Source organism: Citrobacter sp. Marseille-Q6884, from assembly GCF_945906775.1.
Lineage (GTDB): Bacteria > Pseudomonadota > Gammaproteobacteria > Enterobacterales > Enterobacteriaceae > Citrobacter.
This window is the reverse complement of record NZ_CAMDRE010000001.1, coordinates 848560-868235: the sequence shown is the minus strand read 5'-3', so window position 1 is coordinate 868235 and position 19676 is coordinate 848560. Positions and strand designations below refer to the sequence as shown.

The 19676-nt window shown below is 53.3% G+C and carries 21 protein-coding genes; 17 read left to right on the top strand and 4 right to left on the bottom strand.

Annotated elements, in window-relative coordinates; translation table 11 throughout:
• Positions 1–51: 51 nt before the first annotated feature.
• The 11 genes from livH to ugpQ all read left to right on the top strand — a co-directional run bounded on the left by livH (position 52) and on the right by ugpQ (position 9637).
• Positions 52–978 carry a high-affinity branched-chain amino acid ABC transporter permease LivH gene (livH, locus tag N7268_RS04195; RefSeq protein ID WP_221922606.1) on the top strand — a complete coding sequence of 309 codons (927 nt, stop codon included), beginning with the start codon at positions 52–54 and terminating at the stop codon, positions 976–978.
• Positions 975–2252 carry a branched chain amino acid ABC transporter permease LivM gene (gene livM / locus N7268_RS04190; protein WP_260861878.1) on the top strand — a complete coding sequence of 426 codons (1278 nt, stop codon included), beginning with the start codon at positions 975–977 and terminating at the stop codon, positions 2250–2252. The genes livH and livM overlap by 4 nt, the downstream gene beginning before the upstream one ends.
• Positions 2249–3016, top strand: coding sequence for a high-affinity branched-chain amino acid ABC transporter ATP-binding protein LivG (gene livG / locus N7268_RS04185; RefSeq protein ID WP_260861877.1), 768 nt, complete (start codon positions 2249–2251; stop codon positions 3014–3016). The genes livM and livG overlap by 4 nt, the downstream gene beginning before the upstream one ends.
• Before the next feature lies 1 nt (position 3017).
• Positions 3018–3731: a high-affinity branched-chain amino acid ABC transporter ATP-binding protein LivF gene (gene livF / locus N7268_RS04180; RefSeq protein ID WP_260861876.1), complete on the top strand. Its 714-nt coding sequence runs from the start codon at positions 3018–3020 to the stop codon at positions 3729–3731.
• An 89-nt stretch (positions 3732–3820) separates the two neighbouring features.
• Complete coding sequence (locus tag N7268_RS04175) at positions 3821–4042, top strand: type II toxin-antitoxin system Phd/YefM family antitoxin (protein WP_260861875.1); 222 nt, start codon at positions 3821–3823, stop codon at positions 4040–4042.
• The gene (locus N7268_RS04170) at positions 4039–4407 is read left to right on the top strand and encodes a type II toxin-antitoxin system death-on-curing family toxin (protein ID WP_260861874.1); all 369 of its coding nucleotides are present in this window, start codon (positions 4039–4041) and stop codon (positions 4405–4407) included. Before N7268_RS04175 ends, N7268_RS04170 begins: the two co-directional genes overlap by 4 nt.
• A 263-nt stretch (positions 4408–4670) precedes the next feature.
• A complete protein-coding gene (gene ugpB / locus N7268_RS04165) occupies positions 4671–5987 on the top strand; it encodes a sn-glycerol-3-phosphate ABC transporter substrate-binding protein UgpB (protein ID WP_260861873.1) in 1317 nt (438 codons plus the stop codon).
• A gap of 107 nt (positions 5988–6094) precedes the next feature.
• The gene (gene ugpA / locus N7268_RS04160; RefSeq protein WP_038634974.1) at positions 6095–6982 is read left to right on the top strand and encodes a sn-glycerol-3-phosphate ABC transporter permease UgpA; all 888 of its coding nucleotides are present in this window, start codon (positions 6095–6097) and stop codon (positions 6980–6982) included.
• On the top strand, positions 6979–7824 hold the full coding sequence (gene ugpE / locus N7268_RS04155; protein ID WP_198907044.1) for a sn-glycerol-3-phosphate ABC transporter permease UgpE: 846 nt from the start codon (positions 6979–6981) through the stop codon (positions 7822–7824). Before ugpA ends, ugpE begins: the two co-directional genes overlap by 4 nt.
• A gap of 2 nt (positions 7825–7826) precedes the next feature.
• The gene (locus N7268_RS04150; RefSeq protein WP_260861872.1) at positions 7827–8897 is read left to right on the top strand and encodes a sn-glycerol-3-phosphate import ATP-binding protein UgpC; all 1071 of its coding nucleotides are present in this window, start codon (positions 7827–7829) and stop codon (positions 8895–8897) included.
• Positions 8894–9637 carry a glycerophosphodiester phosphodiesterase gene (gene ugpQ / locus N7268_RS04145; RefSeq protein WP_260861871.1) on the top strand — a complete coding sequence of 248 codons (744 nt, stop codon included), beginning with the start codon at positions 8894–8896 and terminating at the stop codon, positions 9635–9637. The genes N7268_RS04150 and ugpQ overlap by 4 nt, the downstream gene beginning before the upstream one ends.
• Here the strand turns inward: ugpQ and N7268_RS04140 are convergent.
• Positions 9634–10077, bottom strand: coding sequence for a DUF2756 family protein (locus N7268_RS04140; RefSeq protein WP_198907047.1), 444 nt, complete (start codon positions 10075–10077; stop codon positions 9634–9636). The two genes, ugpQ and N7268_RS04140, sit on opposite strands and share 4 nt — an antisense overlap.
• Before the next feature lie 117 nt (positions 10078–10194).
• Between N7268_RS04140 and ggt the strand changes: the two genes are divergently transcribed.
• A complete protein-coding gene (gene ggt / locus N7268_RS04135) occupies positions 10195–11940 on the top strand; it encodes a gamma-glutamyltransferase (RefSeq protein WP_260861870.1) in 1746 nt (581 codons plus the stop codon).
• 87 nt (positions 11941–12027) lie between these two features.
• On the opposite strand, the gene yhhY is transcribed toward ggt, so the two are convergent.
• Both yhhY and N7268_RS04125 read right to left on the bottom strand, forming a co-directional pair.
• Positions 12028–12516 carry an N-acetyltransferase gene (gene yhhY, locus N7268_RS04130; protein ID WP_260861869.1) on the bottom strand — a complete coding sequence of 163 codons (489 nt, stop codon included), beginning with the start codon at positions 12514–12516 and terminating at the stop codon, positions 12028–12030.
• 186 nt (positions 12517–12702) lie between these two features.
• Complete coding sequence (locus N7268_RS04125) at positions 12703–13476, bottom strand: polymer-forming cytoskeletal protein (protein ID WP_260861868.1); 774 nt, start codon at positions 13474–13476, stop codon at positions 12703–12705.
• A gap of 248 nt (positions 13477–13724) precedes the next feature.
• On the opposite strand from N7268_RS04125, the gene N7268_RS04120 reads away from it, so the two are divergent.
• The 5 genes from N7268_RS04120 to gntU all read left to right on the top strand — a co-directional run bounded on the left by N7268_RS04120 (position 13725) and on the right by gntU (position 18892).
• On the top strand, positions 13725–14762 hold the full coding sequence (locus N7268_RS04120; protein ID WP_260863524.1) for an oxidoreductase: 1038 nt from the start codon (positions 13725–13727) through the stop codon (positions 14760–14762).
• A 123-nt stretch (positions 14763–14885) separates the two neighbouring features.
• Positions 14886–15581 carry a quercetin 2,3-dioxygenase gene (gene yhhW / locus N7268_RS04115; RefSeq protein ID WP_260861867.1) on the top strand — a complete coding sequence of 232 codons (696 nt, stop codon included), beginning with the start codon at positions 14886–14888 and terminating at the stop codon, positions 15579–15581.
• 298 nt (positions 15582–15879) lie between these two features.
• Positions 15880–16875, top strand: coding sequence for a gluconate operon transcriptional repressor GntR (gene gntR / locus N7268_RS04110; RefSeq protein WP_198907053.1), 996 nt, complete (start codon positions 15880–15882; stop codon positions 16873–16875).
• A 146-nt stretch (positions 16876–17021) separates the two neighbouring features.
• Positions 17022–17552: a gluconokinase gene (gene gntK / locus N7268_RS04105; RefSeq protein ID WP_198907054.1), complete on the top strand. Its 531-nt coding sequence runs from the start codon at positions 17022–17024 to the stop codon at positions 17550–17552.
• Positions 17552–18892 carry a gluconate transporter gene (gene gntU / locus N7268_RS04100; RefSeq protein WP_260861866.1) on the top strand — a complete coding sequence of 447 codons (1341 nt, stop codon included), beginning with the start codon at positions 17552–17554 and terminating at the stop codon, positions 18890–18892. Before gntK ends, gntU begins: the two co-directional genes overlap by 1 nt.
• Positions 18893–18948: 56 nt before the next feature.
• Here the strand turns inward: gntU and yhgN are convergent, their stop codons facing one another.
• Positions 18949–19542, bottom strand: a complete 594-nt coding sequence (gene yhgN, locus N7268_RS04095; protein WP_198907056.1) for a YhgN family NAAT transporter — start codon at positions 19540–19542, stop codon at positions 18949–18951.
• Between the last annotated feature and the right edge of the window lie 134 nt (positions 19543–19676).

The following is a 19676-nucleotide window of genomic DNA, read 5'->3' as shown; positions in this document are numbered from 1 at the left end:
CAAGTTATCCCACCGCCCATGCAAAGTGGGCGGGTATAAAAAGGTTACCTTATGTCCGAGCAGTTCCTCTATTTTTTGCAGCAGATGTTTAACGGCGTCACGCTGGGAAGCACCTATGCGCTGATCGCCATCGGTTACACGATGGTTTACGGCATTATCGGCATGATCAACTTCGCCCACGGCGAGGTGTACATGATCGGCAGCTATGTCTCCTTTATGATTATCGCAGCGCTCATGATGATGGGCATCGATTCCAGCTGGCTGCTAGTGGCTGCCGGGTTTGTCGGTGCTATCGTGATCGCCAGTGCGTATGGCTGGAGCATTGAACGGGTGGCATACCGGCCCGTACGTAGCTCCAAGCGTCTGATTGCGCTGATTTCCGCCATCGGGATGTCTATCTTCCTGCAAAACTACGTCAGCCTGACTGAAGGTTCGCGTGACGTGGCGCTGCCAAGCCTGTTTAACGGCCAATGGACGATTGGGAGCAGCGAAAACTTTTCTGCTTCCATCACCACCATGCAGCTGGTTATCTGGATTGTGACCTTCCTGGCGATGCTGGCGCTGACGCTGTTTATTCGCTATTCCCGCATGGGCCGCGCCTGCCGTGCCTGTGCAGAAGACCTGAAAATGGCAAGCCTGCTCGGCATTAACACCGATCGCGTGATTGCGCTGACTTTTGTGATTGGCGCGGCAATGGCGGCGGTAGCGGGCGTGCTGCTCGGTCAGTTCTACGGCGTTATTAACCCGTATATTGGTTTTATGGCCGGGATGAAAGCCTTTACCGCGGCGGTGCTTGGCGGGATTGGCAGCATTCCTGGGGCGATGATCGGCGGCCTGATTCTGGGCGTGGCTGAAGCACTTTCCTCTGCTTATCTGAGTACGGAATACAAAGATGTGGTGTCGTTCGCACTGCTGATTCTGGTACTGCTGGTGATGCCGACCGGTATTCTGGGTCGCCCGGAGGTAGAGAAAGTATGAAACCGATGCATTTTGCAATGGCGCTGCTCTCCGCTGCCATGTTTTTCATCCTGGCGGGCGTCTTTATGGGCGTGCAGTTAGAGCTGGATGGCACCAAACTGGTGGTGGATACCGCCACGGATATCCGCTGGCAGTGGGTCTTCATCGGCACTGGTGTGGTTTTCCTCTTCCAGTTACTGCGTCCGGCTTTCCAGAAGAGCCTGAAAAGCGTTTCCGGGCCGAAGTTTATTCTGCCCGCGATTGACGGTTCTACCGTCAAACAGAAACTGTTCCTCGTCGCACTGTTGGTGGCTGCCGTTGCGTGGCCGTTTGTTGTGTCGCGCGGGACGGTGGATATCGCCACGCTGACGATGATTTATATCATCCTCGGTCTGGGCCTGAACGTGGTGGTGGGGCTTTCCGGTCTGCTGGTGCTGGGTTACGGCGGCTTTTATGCGATTGGCGCTTACACCTTCGCGCTGCTGAACCACTATTACGGTCTCGGCTTCTGGACCTGCCTGCCGTTGGCTGGCCTGGTCTCGGCGGCGGCGGGCTTCCTGCTCGGTTTCCCGGTGCTGCGCCTGCGCGGTGACTATCTTGCGATCGTTACGTTAGGTTTTGGCGAAATCGTCCGTATCCTGCTGCTTAACAATACTGAGGTGACCGGTGGCCCGAACGGGATCAGCCAGATCCCCAAACCGACCTTTTTCGGTCTTGAGTTTAGCCGTACCGCGCGTGAAGGCGGTTGGGATACCTTCAGCAACTTCTTTGGCGTGAAGTATGATCCGTCTGACCGCGTTATTTTCCTCTACCTGGTTGCGCTGCTGCTGGTGGTTCTCTCGCTGTTTGTGATTAACCGCCTGCTGCGTATGCCGCTGGGCCGCGCGTGGGAAGCGCTGCGTGAAGATGAGATTGCCTGCCGCTCGCTGGGGTTAAGCCCAACGCGCATCAAGCTGACCGCCTTTACCATCAGCGCCGCGTTTGCGGGGTTTGCCGGAACGCTGTTTGCCGCACGCCAGGGCTTTGTGAGCCCGGAATCCTTCACCTTTGCCGAATCGGCCTTCGTGCTGGCCATTGTGGTCTTGGGCGGAATGGGCTCGCAGTTTGCGGTGATCCTGGCGGCGATTCTGCTGGTGGTTTCACGTGAACTGATGCGTGATTTCAATGAATACAGCATGTTAATGCTCGGTGGTTTAATGGTACTGATGATGATCTGGCGTCCGCAAGGCTTGTTGCCGATGACCCGTCCACAGTTGAAGCTGAAGAACGGGGAAGCAAAAGGAGAGCAGGCATGAGTCAGCCATTATTATCCGTTAACGGCCTGATGATGCGCTTCGGCGGTCTGCTGGCGGTCAACAACGTTGAACTGGAACTGCGCCCGCAAGAGATCGTGTCGTTAATCGGACCGAATGGTGCGGGAAAAACCACAGTCTTTAACTGCCTGACCGGTTTTTATAAACCGACGGGCGGTACGATTAAGCTGCGTGACCAGCACCTGGAAGGGTTGCCGGGTCAGCAGATTGCCCGTATGGGTGTGGTACGTACCTTCCAGCACGTGCGTCTGTTTCGTGAAATGACGGTGATTGAGAACCTGCTGGTGGCGCAACATCAGCAGTTAAAAACGGGCGTGTTCTCCGGCTTGCTGAAAACCCCGTCGTTTCGCCGTGCACAGAGTGAAGCGCTGGACAGAGCCGCAGTCTGGCTGGAGCGTATCGGCTTGCTTGAGCATGCCAACCGCCAGGCCAGTAACCTGGCCTACGGTGACCAGCGTCGCCTGGAAATCGCCCGCTGTATGGTCACGCAGCCGGAAATTCTGATGCTCGACGAACCTGCAGCGGGTCTCAACCCGAAAGAGACCAAAGAGCTGGACGAGCTGATCGCCGAACTGCGAAACCATCACAACACCACCATTTTGCTGATTGAGCATGATATGAAGCTGGTGATGGGCATTTCCGACCGTATTTACGTGGTAAACCAGGGCACGCCGCTGGCAAACGGGACGCCGGAACAGATTCGTAATAACCCGGACGTGATCCGTGCATACCTTGGTGAGGCATAAGATGGAAAAAGTCATGTTGTCCTTTGACAAAGTCAACGCCCACTACGGCAAGATTCAGGCACTGCACGACGTCAGCCTGCATATCAATCAGGGTGAAATCGTGACGCTGATTGGCGCCAACGGCGCGGGTAAAACCACGCTGCTCGGCACCTTGTGCGGCGATCCGCGTGCAACAAGCGGTCGTATTGTCTTTGACGGTAAAGATATTACTGACTGGCAGACTGCGAAAATCATGCGTGAAGCGGTGGCGATTGTCCCGGAAGGGCGTCGCGTATTTTCCCGCATGACGGTGGAAGAGAACCTGGCGATGGGCGGCTTTTTTGCCGAACGCGATCAGTTTCAGGAGCGCATTAAGTGGGTGTACGAACTCTTTCCTCGTCTGCATGAACGCCGTATCCAGCGTGCGGGAACCATGTCCGGTGGTGAACAGCAGATGCTGGCGATTGGTCGCGCATTGATGAGTCAGCCGCGCCTGCTGCTGCTTGATGAGCCTTCCCTCGGCCTGGCGCCGATCATCATCCAGCAGATCTTTAACACCATCGAGCAGCTGCGTGAGCAGGGGATGACTATCTTCCTCGTCGAGCAGAACGCCAACCAGGCGCTGAAGCTCGCCGACCGGGGCTACGTGCTGGAAAACGGCCATGTAGTACTGGAAGACACCGGTGACGCATTGCTGGCGAACGAAGCGGTGCGCAGCGCGTATCTGGGCGGATAACATTCCCTTCTTCAGAAAAGGAGCCGAAATGGCTCCTTTTTTGTACACATTAATTGTACAATTAAGTTGTACATAAAAAGGGGGATTCTATGCGTACGGTTAACTATAGTGAAGCTCGACAGAATCTGGCTGAAGTCCTGGAAACTGCCGTTACCGGGGTTCCTGTCACCATTACACGCCGTGGTCATAAGTCTGCGGTCATCATCAGTGCGGAAGAGTTTGAACGTTATCAGTCTGCCAGATTCGATGATGAATTTGCCGACATCATGAGGGTACATGGTAATGAAATCAGGGCGCTGGCGGATAAATGACGCTTCAGTTTATCTCAGCGGAAGAGATAATCCGCTTTCATGACAAGTTGTTAAGCGTCACACCAGGTGTTACAGGAATGCCAGATCCGGGGCGTGCAGAAGCGCTGATGTATCGGGTATTAAATCAAATTGAATATGAAGGCGTGACTGACGTGTGGCTTATGGCAGCAATGCATTTGCTGGCTATTTCCCGTGGGCACATTTTTAATGACGGTAGTAAACGTACGGCATTATTTATTACCTTGTTATTTTTAAAGCGTAATGGCGTTTCGTTGCCCGCGAATCCAGATTTTGTCGCCATGACGGTTGAAGCGGCTGCGGGGCAACTTACGTTAGAGCAGATCGCGCGTCGTCTTCGTGGATGAAATCGGCCTCCGGCAACTGAACCGTCAGTTGCCCGCCTACCGTGCGCGGTAAAACCACTTCTGTTGGCATTACCTGACGTTGTTGTGCACCAACGCCCACTTTCCCTTCTCTAAACTTTCACCGCCTTGCCATCTGTTTGTCGCCTGACTATCTTTTTTTTGTAATAAAAAAGTTATTTTTCTGTCATTCGAGCATGTCATGTTACCCCCGCGAGCATAAAACGCGTGATATCGCGCATCCGGCACAACAAGAGAGATAACCGATGATATCGTTACGACATACCGCTTTAGGACTGGCACTCAGTCTGGCATTTGCAGGACAGGCGCTGGCAGTCACCACCATTCCGTTCTGGCATTCAATGGAAGGTGAACTGGGAAAAGAAGTTGATTCACTGGCGCAACGTTTCAATGCCGCTAATCCCGACTACAAAATTGTTCCACAGTACAAAGGTAACTATGAGCAGAGCCTGAGCGCAGGCATTGCCGCCTTCCGTACGGGCAACGCGCCTGCGCTGCTGCAGGTTTATGAAGTGGGTACGGCAACGATGATGGCCTCGAAAGCCATTAAACCGGTCTATGAAGTGTTTAAAGAAGCGGGTATTAACTTCGATGAGTCTCAGTTCGTGCCGACGGTTTCCGGTTATTACACCGACTCTAAAAGCGGACACCTGCTCTCCCAACCGTTTAACAGCTCCACCCCGGTGCTGTACTACAACAAAGATGCCTTCAAAAAAGCCGGTTTAGACCCCGAGCAGCCGCCGAAAACCTGGCAGGATCTGGCGGAATACACCGCGAAGCTGAAAGCGGCAGGCATGAAGTGCGGTTATGCCAGCGGCTGGCAGGGCTGGATTCAGATTGAAAACTTCAGCGCCTGGAACGGTCTGCCGGTAGCAACAAAAAACAACGGCTTTGACGGTACGGACGCGGTGCTGGAATTCAATAAACCGGAGCAGGTGAAACATATTGCCCTGCTGCAGGAGATGAACAAGAAAGGCGATTTTAGCTACGTGGGGCGTAAAGATGAATCCACCGAGAAGTTCTACAACGGGGATTGTGCCATTACGACGGCTTCTTCCGGTTCTCTGGCTGACATTCGCCACTACGCTAAATTCAACTATGGCGTGGGGATGATGCCGTACGATGCCGATGTGAAGGGTGCGCCGCAAAACGCCATTATCGGTGGGGCCAGCCTGTGGGTGATGCAGGGTAAAGACAAAGCAACCTACGAAGGCGTGGCGCAGTTCCTCAACTTCCTGGCGAAGCCGGAAATTGCTGCTGAATGGCACCAGAAGACCGGCTATCTGCCGATCACCACCGCCGCGTACGATCTTACCCGCGAGCAGGGTTTCTATGACAAAAACCCAGGTGCGGATATCGCCACGCGTCAGATGCTGAACAAGCCGCCGTTGCCGTTCACCAAAGGGCTGCGTCTGGGCAATATGCCGCAGATTCGCACGATTGTGGATGAGGAACTGGAAAGCGTCTGGACCGGGAAGAAAACGCCACAGCAGGCTCTCGATTCTGCCGTTGAACGTGGCAACCAGTTACTGCGTCGCTTTGAGCAATCGACTAAGTCTTAAGTGTATAAGTGCCTGATGGTGCTGCGCTTATCCGGCCTACAGCGATTATTGTCGGCCGGATAAGGTGCTTGCATTGCCATCTGGCACCTTCCAGGAAACGAATCTTCATGTCCTCATCCCGTCCGGTGTTCCGCTCGCGCTGGCTTCCCTATTTGCTGGTGGCCCCGCAGTTGGTTATCACCGTTATTTTCTTTATCTGGCCCGCCGGTGAAGCGCTGTGGTATTCGCTACAATCCGTTGATCCGTTTGGTCTTTCCAGCCAGTTTGTCGGACTGGAAAACTTTGTCGCGCTGTTCCATGACCCGTACTACCTTGATTCGTTCTGGACGACAATAAAGTTCAGTACGTTAGTCACGGTAAGCGGTTTGCTGGTGTCGCTATTTTTTGCTGCGCTGGTGAACTATGTGGTGCGCGGCAGCCGTTTTTATCAGACGCTGATGTTGCTGCCTTACGCCGTTGCACCCGCCGTCGCTGCCGTGTTGTGGATCTTTTTATTCAATCCGGGACGTGGGCTGATTACCCATTTTCTCGGTGAGTTTGGCTATGACTGGAACCATGCGCAAAACAGCGGCCAGGCGATGTTTCTGGTGGTGTTTGCGTCAGTCTGGAAGCAGATTAGTTACAACTTCCTGTTCTTCTTTGCCGCCTTGCAGTCTATTCCTCGTTCACTGATAGAAGCTGCCGCGATTGATGGCGCGGGGCCGATTCGTCGTTTCTTCAAGCTGGCGCTGCCGCTGATTGCGCCGGTGAGCTTTTTTCTGCTGGTGGTGAATCTGGTCTATGCCTTCTTTGACACCTTCCCGGTGATCGACGCTGCAACGGCCGGTGGGCCAGTACAGGCGACCACTACGCTGATTTATAAGATTTATCGTGAAGGCTTTGTCGGGCTGGATCTCTCCGCTTCTGCCGCGCAGTCAGTGGTGCTGATGTTCCTCGTCATTATTTTGACGGTGGTGCAGTTCCGCTATGTTGAAAGTAAGGTGCGCTACCAATGATAGAGAATCGTCGCTGGCTGACCGTCTTCAGCCATACCCTGTTGATTCTGGGGATCCTGGTGATCCTGTTTCCACTGTACGTCGCGTTTGTTGCCGCGACGCTGGATAACAAGGCGGTATTTGAAACGCCAATGACGCTGGTACCCGGTACGCATCTGCTGGAAAACATGAATGTCATCTGGGTCAACGGCGTGGGCGCCAATAGCGCGCCGTTCTGGCTGATGATGCTCAACAGTTTCATCATGGCGTTCAGTATTACAGTGGGGAAAATCACGGTCTCCATTCTCTCGGCGTTTGCCATCGTCTGGTTTCGCTTTCCGCTGCGTAACCTGTTCTTCTGGATGATTTTTATCACGCTAATGTTGCCGGTTGAGGTGCGTATCTTTCCTACGGTGGAGGTGATCGCCAACCTGAAGATGCTCGACAGCTATGCGGGTCTGACGCTGCCGTTGATGGCTTCCGCTACCGCGACCTTTCTGTTTCGCCAGTTCTTTATGACGTTGCCGGACGAGCTGGTCGAAGCGGCGAGAATCGACGGCGCTTCGCCGATGCGTTTTTTTCGCGACATCGTGCTGCCGCTGTCAAAAACCAACCTGGCGGCGCTGTTTGTCATCACCTTTATCTACGGCTGGAATCAGTATCTCTGGCCACTGTTAATTATTACCGACGTTAATTTGGGGACTGCCGTGGCGGGTATCAAAGGGATGATCGCCACCGGTGAAGGTACCACCCAGTGGAATCACGTGATGGCAGCCATGCTGCTGACGCTTATTCCACCGGTCATCATCGTGTTAGCCATGCAGCGCGCGTTTGTGCGTGGTTTAGTGGACAGTGAGAAATAAAAATGGCGGGTTTAAAACTACAAGCAGTAACCAAAAGCTGGGACGGAAAAACCCAGGTGATTAAACCGCTGACGCTGGATGTCGCGGACGGGGAATTTATTGTGATGGTTGGTCCTTCCGGTTGCGGTAAGTCTACGCTACTGCGGATGGTGGCCGGGCTGGAACGGGTGAGCAGTGGCGATGTCTGGATTGACGGCAAGCGGGTTACGGAGATGGAGCCGAAGGATCGCGGCATTGCGATGGTGTTTCAGAACTATGCCCTTTACCCGCATATGAGCGTGGAAGAAAACATGGCCTGGGGACTGAAGATCCGCGGTATGAGCAAGGAACATATTGCTGAGCGGGTGAAAGAGGCGGCGCGTATTCTTGAATTGGGTGAGTTGCTCAAGCGCCGCCCAAGAGAACTTTCCGGCGGTCAGCGGCAGCGTGTCGCGATGGGGCGGGCAATTGTGCGTGACCCGGCGGTATTCCTGTTTGATGAACCGCTGTCCAACCTTGATGCCAAGCTGCGTGTGCAGATGCGCCTTGAGTTACAACATCTGCACCGCCGACTGAAAACCACGTCACTTTATGTCACGCACGATCAGGTTGAAGCCATGACCCTTGCTCAACGCGTGCTGGTGATGAACAAAGGTATCGCGGAGCAAATTGGCACCCCGGTTGAAGTCTACGAAAAACCGGCCAGCCGCTTTGTGGCGAGTTTTATTGGCAGCCCGGCCATGAACCTGTTGGAAGGACATATCAGCGCCTCTGGCAGTCATTTTGAACTGGAAGGGGGCATGATGTTGCCTATTGGCGATGCGTATCGTCGCTTAGCGGGACGTAAAATGACGTTGGGTATCCGCCCGGAGCATATTGCGCTAAGCTCGCAGGCCGAAGGCGGTGTGCCGCAGGTGTTAGACACGCTGGAAATGCTGGGCGCGGATAACCTGGCACACGGACGCTGGGGTGAACAAAAGCTGGTGGTGCGACTGGCGCATCAGCATCGCCCGACGGCGGGCAGCACACTATGGCTGCATCTGCCAGAACATCATTTGCATCTCTTTGATGGCGAAACAGGACAACGTGTATGAGTAACTGGCCTTATCCCCATATTGTCGCCCACCGCGGCGGCGGCAAACTGGCACCGGAGAACACACTGGCGGCGATCGACGTGGGGGCGCGATACGGGCATACCATGATTGAGTTTGACGCCAAGTTGTCAAAAGACGGCGAGATCTTTTTGCTGCACGATGACAATCTGGAGCGTACCAGCAACGGTTGGGGTGTTGCCGGTGAACTGAACTGGCAGGATTTACTGCGTGTAGACGCGGGCGGCTGGTTTAGCGGGGAGTTTAAAGGTGAACCTCTGCCGTTGCTCTCACAGGTGGCCGAGCGCTGCCGTCAGCACGGTATGATGGCGAATATTGAGATCAAACCCACGACAGGTTCCGGGACGTTAACCGGCAACGTCGTGGCGCTGGCCGCGCGGGAACTGTGGGCAGATATGACGCCACCGCTGCTTTCATCCTTCGAAATTGACGCCCTTGAGGCGGCGCAACAGGCGGCGCCTGAGTTGCCGCGCGGGCTTTTACTCGATGAGTGGCGCGACGACTGGCGTGAAATCACCGCGAGACTGGGCTGCGTATCGATTCATCTTGACCATAAGCTGCTAGATGAGGCGCGTGTGGATGCGTTACGCGATGCGGGCTTACGGATTCTGGTTTATACCGTCAACCGGCCCCAGCGCGCGGCCGAGCTATTGCGCTGGGGAGTGGACTGCATCTGCACTGATGCGATTGATACCATTGGACCCGACTTTCAGCCCTATTAAGGTCCAATCGTTTTTAACGGAACATTGGGTTGCGGCGTGTTGGACGGTTTCAACATGTCGCCATTCTTTTTCTCCGGCAGCATTTGCTGCTGTTTATTCAGCGAACTGTCCGGGTTACGGGTGCCGCTTAACATCCCACCTTGGTTATTGGGCAGCATTTGCTGCTGACCAGGATTAAGCTCCCCTGGCTGAGACTGGCGTATTCGCTGGGAGTTGGTATTGATTTGATTTTCCATATGCTGCTGTTGCATGCGCGTCTGTGATTGCAACTGCTGGTTGAGCATCCCTTTCTGCTGAATTTGCTGCGTCTGCATTTGTGTCTGCATACGCTGCTGACTCGGGATCTGATAACCCGGTTGATTCGGGTTATTCATGGTGTTGATGGGCTGTGCAAAGCCTGCAAACGGCAATAGCATGGCTAATATCAAGAGTCGTTTCATCGCTTTTCTCCTCTCGGGGATCTCTTAAGTTTACTCCTTTCTCGCCGTTACGATGATTATTTCAGAGTTATGCACCAGGCTTAGTGGGGGCTGACCCCTAACATCTGGAGAATAACGATGATAAAACCGACGTTTTTACGCCGGGTAGCCATTGCTGCTCTGCTCTCAGGAAGTTGTTTTAGTGTTGCCGCTGCACCGGCAGCGCCGCCACCGGTGTCCTACGGTGTGGAGGAAGATGTGTTCCATCCCGTACGGGCAAAGCAGGGGATGGTCGCCTCAGTGGATTCACTGGCCACGCAGGTAGGTGTCGATATTCTTAAACAAGGTGGGAATGCCGTAGACGCCGCCGTTGCTGTCGGCTATGCGCTGGCGGTGACCCATCCCCAGGCGGGGAACCTGGGTGGTGGCGGTTTTATGCTGCTGCGCACCAAAGATGGCAATACGACGGCGATTGATTTTCGCGAAATGGCGCCCGCCAGCGCGACCCGTGACATGTTCCTTGATGAGCAGGGTAACCCGGATGCTAAAAAGTCGCTGACCTCACATCTGGCTTCTGGCACGCCGGGTACCGTTGCGGGCTTCTCGCTGGCGCTGGAAAAATACGGCACCCTGCCGCTGAATAAAGTGGTACGCCCGGCCATGAAACTGGCGGAAGACGGTTTCGTGGTAAACGATGCGCTGGCCGACGATCTGAAGACCTACGGCAGTGAAGTGATCCCTAACCATGAGAACAGCAAAGCCATTTTCTGGAAAGACGGCGAGCCGCTGAAAAAGGGTGACAAGCTGGTACAGAAAAACCTGGCGAAAAGCCTGGAGATGATCGCCGAGAACGGCCCGGATGCTTTTTATAAAGGGGCGATTGCCGATCAGATTGCCCAGGAAATGCAGAAGAACGGCGGGTTGATGACTAAAGCAGATCTGGCGGCCTACAAAGCCGTTGAGCGTACCCCGATCAGCGGTGACTATCGTGGTTATCAGGTCTTCTCCATGCCGCCTCCGTCCTCTGGCGGTATTCATATCGTGCAGATCCTCAATATCCTTGAAAACTTCGATATGAAGAAATACGGATTTGGCAGCGCCGATGCTATGCAGGTCATGGCTGAAGCAGAGAAATATGCCTACGCCGACCGTTCGGAATATCTTGGCGACCCGGACTTTGTGAAGGTGCCGTGGCAGGCGTTGACCAACAAAGCCTATGCCAAATCGATTGCCGATCAGATTGATATCAACAAAGCGAAGCCGTCCAGTCAGATTAAACCGGGCAAGCTCGCGCCGTATGAAAGCAATCAGACCACCCACTTCTCGGTGGTGGATAAAGACGGTAATGCTGTTGCGGTGACCTATACCCTGAACACGACCTTCGGTACCGGGATTGTGGCGGGTAATACCGGTATTTTGCTCAATAACGAAATGGACGACTTCTCGGCCAAACCGGGTGTGCCGAACGTTTACGGGCTGGTTGGCGGCGATGCCAACGCGGTTGGACCGAACAAGCGCCCACTGTCATCAATGTCACCGACCATCGTGGTGAAGGATGGTAAAACCTGGCTGGTTACTGGCAGTCCTGGCGGCAGCCGCATTATTACGACTGTGCTGCAAATGGTCGTCAACAGCATCGATTTTGGAATGAACGTCGCCGAAGCCACCAATGCGCCACGTTTTCACCACCAGTGGTTACCGGATGAGCTGCGTATCGAGAAAGGCTTCAGCCCGGATACCCTCAAATTGTTGGAACAAAAAGGGCAAAAAGTGGTGCTGAAAGAGGCGATGGGTAGCACTCAGAGCATTATGGTAGGGCCGGATGGCGCGCTGTACGGTGCATCTGACCCACGTTCAGTGGACGATCTAACGGCAGGGTACTGATGTTTTGCCGGGTAGTGGCTTCCCCTTACCCGGCCGACGTTTGATGCCGTGTCAGCCCGGTCGGCACAGCGCCACCGGGCCGTTTTTTTATTTCACTCGCGCCATAAAGTACGCATCAACATATTCGCCATTGCGCAGACCATACTTTTTGCCCGTGCCTTCGATTTCAAATCCATGCTTCTTGTAGACCGCAACAGCGGGCGCATTATCGACAAACACCGTTAACTCGATACGGTCAACGCGCAGCCAGTTGTCGCACATGTCTGTCATCGTGCGAATGAGCGCGCTGGCGACGCCGCGGTTCTGCCATCTGGCGTCGACGCAGATACCAAAATCAGCGACGTGGCTGCGGCGAGGGCGCTGGGTCACTGCAATGGTAAGATGTCCCACGACGAGATCGTCAATGCAGGCAACCAGCTGTTTGATTCCGGTTTGCTCGGCGAGTCGTCCCTGCCACATCTCGATGGAAGGATGAGGAACCTGTAGCGTGTTGTGATACACCTCTGGCTGGGCATGGATCTGACGAATTGCGTCGTAGTCTTTTGGTTCAGCGTGGCGTATCACTATCTCACTCATTCCTTATCTCCTTCAGGGTTAATTGAGTATTTACACTCGCTGAGATTGAAAAGTACGTCAACAGCATTTTTTTGCAAAAAGTATTGGACAAGTGCGAATGAGAATGATTATTATTGCTCTGCGTTCAGGGGAACCTTACGGAGAACCTGAAAGCACGACATTGCTCACATTGCTTCCAGTATTACTTTAGCCAGCCGCGTGCTGGCTTTTTTTTTGGTTTTTTGGCGCGTTCAGCACGGATTGGGGCGGTGTCGATATATTTTGCCCATCAGGCGTGTCTGCTGCTTCGGGCGATTTTCCTGCCACCGGACGACCCGTGTTGGCATGTTCCACCTGCGGCGGCAATACATCCGCCTGACCGGAAAAGGTCCCACCCTTTTTTACCGACAGTGAATGGTAGGCGAGTGTCCCGGTCACGCTGCCATTATCGTAGATATCAATTGCATTGCTTGTGCACTGACCGATAACACTGCCGTCGATAATGAGCTCGCGACAGGTGATATTCCCTTCGACTAAACCCCCGCGCATGACTTTTATCAGGCTCTCTTTGGCGTCGATGTTCCCATGCAGTACCCCGTAAACGTACACATGTTTGCTGGAGGTGATGTTGCCTTCAAAACGGACATCACTGGCAATAACGGTCGTTTCATTCTTTTTCGTTTCCGTTGTTTCAGCCGTTTCTGTCTCGTTGGCGGTAGGGGATGCGCTTACAACAGTCTGTGGGGTTTCTACTGACTTGTTCTTTCTAAACATTTGATTAACCTGATTAAGTCGGATGTGGATGATGAATAATGAAAGGGTCAGCGCACCTGAAAACAGGGCCAGATGCGTGACGTTGAAGTACCAGGCGATGAGACCCAGTATCCAGAAAAAAAACGCACTGTTTAACGCGAGATACTGTCTTTCCATGTCAAATGGATGGCCACTCCTTTGGCAGCATGAACGCGTCGTATCAGGCATCACGTTGGGTGCCGGGCAGGGGACTGCGTCCTTCAGAGGGTCTTTATCCAGAATTTAGTTAACCTGGTCAAGGCAATGGAGTGATTTTAAGATATTGTTTATTATGCAATTTATTGCTTCATGGAATAATGTTTGTGGAAACATCACTCGGACGGATTATTACTGCCAATATGTGTTTTAGGGGGTTAATTTCGGGGTCAGGTTACGCTATGGTAAAAACCATAAACAGTAACCTGGGACAGCAAGAGATGACCTTACACTGCGCATTTATTGGGTTTGGTAAAAGCACCACGCGCTATCATTTACCGTATGTACTCAATCGCAAAGAGAGCTGGCATGTCGCGCATATTTTCCGTCGTCATGCCAAACCGGAAGAGCAGGCGCCGCAGTATTCGCATATTCACTTTACCAGCGACCTGAACGAGATCTTAGACGATCCGCAGGTGAAACTGGTGATCGTCTGTACCCATGCTGACAGCCACTTTGAATATGCAAAACGGGCGCTGGAAGCGGGTAAAAACGTCCTGGTGGAGAAACCCTTCACGCCGACGCTGGCTGAGGCAAAAGCGTTATTTGAGCTGGCGAAAAGTAAGGGACTGACTGTGACGCCGTATCAGAATCGTCGTTTTGATTCCTGCTTCCTCACCGCCAAAAAAGCGATTGAGAGCGGTAAGTTGGGCGATATCGTTGAGATCGAAAGTCATTTTGATTATTACCGACCGGTGGCGGAAACCAAGCCGGGTCTGCCGCAGGATGGCGCGTTTTATGGTCTGGGCGTACACACCATGGATCAGATCATCTCGCTGTTCGGCCGTCCCGATCATGCAGCCTATGACATTCGCAGCCTGCGCAACAAAGCGAACCCCGATGACACGTTCGAAGCGCAGCTGTTCTACGGCGATCTGAAGGCGATTGTTAAAACCAGCCATCTGGTGAAAATCGACTATCCGAAGTTTATTGTTCACGGCACCAAAGGTTCGTTTATCAAATACGGTATCGATCAGCAGGAAACCAGCCTGAAGGCGAATATTATGCCGGGGGAAGCGGGCTTTGCGGCTGATGATTCAGTCGGTGTGCTGGAATACGTGAATGACGCGGGCGTGACGGTAAAAGAAGAGGTGAAGCCGGAAGTGGGAGACTATGGTCGTGTTTATGATGCGTTGTATCAGACACTGACAACCGGTACGCCTAATTACGTCAAGGAATCTGAAGTTCTTACTAATCTGGAACTCCTTGAACGCGCCTTCGAACAGGCTTCTCCGGCGACAATTACCCTCGCTAAATAACGTAATCCGACTCCTCTGGCTTTGTTCATATTTTTTGAACAGAGGAGTCAATTTTCACCCTCTATGATCCCGGTCGGATTGAGTCCACACTTACTCCATCGAAAACATCTGGGGGTGAACACAATGATCTATTTACGCAAAGCGAATGACCGTGGCCATGCTAATCATGGTTGGCTGGATTCCTGGCATACCTTCTCTTTTGCTAACTACTATGACCCGAATTTTATGGGGTTCTCTGCACTGCGCGTGATTAACGATGACGTGATTGACGCAGGACAGGGCTTTGGCACTCACCCCCATAAAGACATGGAAATTCTGACCTATGTGCTGGAAGGCGCGGTAGAGCATCAGGACAGCATGGGCAACAAAGAGCAGGTACCGGCCGGTGAATTCCAGATTATGAGTGCCGGGACGGGGATCCGTCACTCCGAGTACAACCCGAGTGACACTGAGAAGCTGCATCTGTATCAGATTTGGATCATCCCGCAGGAAAACGGGATTACGCCACGCTATGAGCAGCGCCGTTTTGATGCTGTTCAGGGCAAACAGTTAGTGCTGTCGCCAGATGCGCGCGATGGTTCGCTGAAAGTGTACCAGGATATGGAGCTGTATCGTTGGGCGCTGGTGAAAGATGAACAGTCGGTACATCAAATTGCCGCTGAACGTCGTGTCTGGATCCAGGTGGTAAAAGGTAACGTTACAATTAACGGTACCAAAGCGACGACCAGCGATGGTCTGGCGATTTGGGATGAGCAGGCTATCTCCATCCATGCAGACAGTGATAGCGAAGTGTTACTGTTTGACTTGCCGCCAGTATAAAAATACACGTCATCCTTCAAGCCGCATCTTTGTTGGCTTCCTTGCTCACCCCGGTCACGTACTTAATGTACGCTTCCGGGGATTTACTGAGGGACATCCTTGTCCCTCACCAGAGGCAGCCTTCGGCTGTTCAAATTCGTTCCTGACGAATTTGTTACTGCGTCGCCGCCTCAATGCGACTCGAATGATTTAGTGTATTTCTCACAATAAAAAAACAACCTTTGTTTTCTCTGGGAAGGTTCACGCGCGTCCGTGGTAAACTGGGGGAATCTATTCCCTTTTTTAATACTTCAGGACGATGAAAAAGAAAAGACCCGTACTTCAGGATGTAGCCGACCGCGTGGGCGTGACCAAAATGACGGTCAGCCGCTTTTTGCGTAATCCGGAGCAGGTCTCCGTCGCGCTGCGGGGCAAAATTGCCGCTGCACTTGATGAGCTGGGTTATATTCCCAATCGCGCTCCTGATATCCTGTCTAATGCGACCAGCCGGGCAATCGGCGTCCTGTTACCCTCTCTGACCAACCAGGTTTTTGCTGAAGTATTACGCGGCATTGAGGCCGTCACTGACGCCCATGGTTATCAGACCATGCTGGCGCACTATGGCTATAAACCCGAAATGGAACAAGAGCGTCTGGAATCGATGCTGTCGTGGAATATCGACGGTCTGATCCTCACCGAACGTAGCCATACCCCCCGCACGTTGAAAATGATCGAAGTCGCGGGTATTCCGGTGGTTGAGCTGATGGACAGCCAGTCTCCGTGTCTTGATATCGCCGTTGGCTTTGACAACTTTGAAGCGGCGCGTCAGATGACCTCTGCCATTATCGCGCGCGGCCATCGTCATATTGCCTATCTTGGGGCGCGTCTTGATGAGCGTACTATCATTAAGCAAAAGGGCTACGAACAGGCAATGCTGGATGCTGGCCTGGTGCCTTATAGCGTGATGGTCGAACAATCCTCTTCCTACTCCTCCGGTATCGAACTTCTTCGCCAGGCGCGGCGTGAATATCCTCAGTTGGACGGCGTCTTTTGTACCAACGACGATCTGGCGGTAGGGGCGGCATTCGAGTGCCAGCGTTTAGGGCTGACGATTCCCGACGACATGGCGATTGCCGGTTTCCACGGTCACGATATCGGGCAAGTCATGGAGCCGCGTCTGGCGAGCGTACTGACGCCGCGTGAAAGGATGGGCAGTATTGGCGCAGAACGTCTGCTGGCGCGTATTCGAGGTGAAGCGGTAACACCTAAAATGTTAGATTTAGGTTTCACCTTGTCACCAGGCGGATCTATTTAGCCCAACAAGTTTGAAGTAGCTCACACTTATGCACTTCTGGCACGAATGGATATTGCTTCTCTATTTGTCCGGCTGGACAATGTTACCGATAACAGTTACCCGTAACAATTCAATTTCCTGATTCTTGTACCAGTGGGGGCAACGCTTTGAGCACGACTAATCATGATCACCACGTTTACGTTCTGATGGGCGTATCGGGCAGCGGTAAATCTGCTGTCGCCAGTGAAGTGGCGCATCAACTGCAGGCCGCGTTTCTTGATGGCGATTTTCTCCATCCGCGCAGCAACATCATGAAAATGGCTTCCGGTGAGCCACTCAACGATGAAGACCGCAAACCGTGGTTGCAGGCGCTGAATGATGCCGCCTTTGCGATGCAGCGTACCAACAAGGTGTCGCTGATCGTCTGTTCTGCTTTGAAAAAAGTCTATCGTGATCAGTTACGCACCGGTAACCCGAACCTCTCTTTCATCTACCTGAAAGGGGATTTTGATGTTATCGAGAGCCGCCTGAAGGCGCGCAAAGGTCATTTCTTCAAAACGCAGATGCTGGTCACCCAGTTTGAAGCGCTGGAAGAGCCGGGTGCGAACGAAAACGATGTTCTGGTGGTGAATATTGATCAGCCGCTGGACGGTGTGGTAGCGAGCACCATTGAGGCTATTAACCAAGGCAGTAAGTAGTGAGTACATTAACGCTTGTTTTAACAGCAGTAGGATCGGTTTTATTACTGCTGTTTTTAGTGATGAAGGCGCGTATGCACGCCTTCGTTGCTTTGATGGTGGTGTCTATTGGTGCAGGTCTCTTTTCCGGTATGCCGCTCGATAAGATTGCGGCAACCATGGAAAAGGGGATGGGAGGCACACTCGGCTTCCTGGCGATTGTCGTCGCCCTGGGGGCGATGTTTGGCAAGATTTTGCATGAGACAGGTGCTGTCGATCAGATAGCCGTCAAGATGCTGAAGTCTTTTGGTCACAGCCGCGCACATTATGCGATTGGTCTGGCCGGTTTGATTTGCGCGCTGCCGCTGTTCTTTGAAGTGGCGATTGTGCTGCTGATAAGCGTAGCGTTTTCGATGGCGCGTCACACGGGAACTAACCTCGTGAAGCTGGTGATTCCACTGTTTGCTGGCGTGGCGGCGGCTGCAGCGTTTTTGCTGCCGGGGCCTGCACCTATGCTGCTGGCTTCCCAGATGCACGCTGACTTTGGCTGGATGATCCTGATTGGTCTGTGCGCAGCCATTCCGGGCATGATTATCGCCGGGCCGCTGTGGGGTAATTTCATCAGCCGTTACGTCGAGTTGCATGTGCCGGACGATATTACCGAACCGCACCTTGGCGAAGGCAAAATGCCCTCCTTTGGTTTCAGTCTCGCGCTTATCCTGCTGCCGCTGGTGCTGGTCGGCCTGAAAACCATCGCGGCACGTTTTGTACCTGTCGGCTCTTCCGCTTACGAATGGTTTGAGTTTATCGGTCACCCGTTCACGGCGATTCTGGTGGCGTGTCTGGTCGCGATTTATGGTCTGGCGGTACGTCAGGGTATGGCGAAAGACAGGGTGATGGAGATCTGCGGTCACGCGCTGCAGCCTGCGGGGATCATTCTGCTGGTGATTGGTGCGGGCGGTGTGTTCAAACAGGTGCTGGTCGATTCCGGCGTAGGTCCGGCACTCGGCGAAGCGTTAACCGGCATGGGCTTGCCGATTGCGATCACCTGTTTTGTACTGGCTGCCGCAGTGCGTATCATCCAGGGATCCGCCACCGTGGCCTGCTTAACGGCGGTCGGTCTGGTTATGCCGGTGATTGAACAACTGAACTTCTCCGGTGCGCAGATGGCGGCGCTGTCTATCTGTATCGCGGGTGGCTCTATTGTTGTCAGTCACGTAAACGACGCCGGCTTCTGGTTGTTTGGTAAATTTACTGGCGCGTCTGAAGCACAAACGCTGAAGACCTGGACGATGATGGAAACCATCCTCGGCACCGTCGGGGCGATTGTCGGTATGATCGCCTTCCAGCTTCTGAGCTGAGGGTATTGCCCGGTGGCGCTTGCGCTTACCGGGCTTACAAAATCAAAAAAACTCTGTCACCCCTTCATCCACATCCGCACGCCGTCCAGGAACATCTGGGTTGCCATCATCACCAGTATCAGCCCCATCAGGCGCTCAAGCGCATTCACACCTTTCTCGCCCAACAGACGCAAAAACAGCGAAGACTGCAGCAAAATCACAAATGTCCCGCCCCAGGCGATCAGCAGCGCAATCACCAGATGTCCCATTTGATTAGGGTACTGATGCGACAACAGCATTAACGAGGCGAGGATAGTCGGCCCGGCAACCAGTGGAATAGCCAGCGGCACGATAAACGGCTCTTCACCCGCCGGTAGCCCGGTGCTGTTACCCGATGCGCTGGGGAAAATCATCTTGATGGCAATCAGGAACAAAATGATGCCCCCGGAAATCGACACGGTTTCCGCTCGCAGGTTGAGAAATGCCAGAATTTTTTCGCCCGCAAACAGGAATATCAGCATGACTAATAGCGCAATGAACAGCTCGCGAATCATGATCGCCCGACGGCGTTTCGGTTCGGTATGCTTCAAAACGGACATGAAAATGGGCAGATTTCCGAGCGGATCCATAATCAGGATCAATAAAACTGCCGCCGAAATGATTTCATTCATAAGTCAAATTCCCTGATAATTGCTGCGGACTTTCTGCTTGCTGGTGCAGCGGGATAAGTCGCATTACTGATGGCTTCGCTATCATTGATTAATTTCACTTGCGACTTTGGCTGCTTTTTGTATGGTGAAGGGTA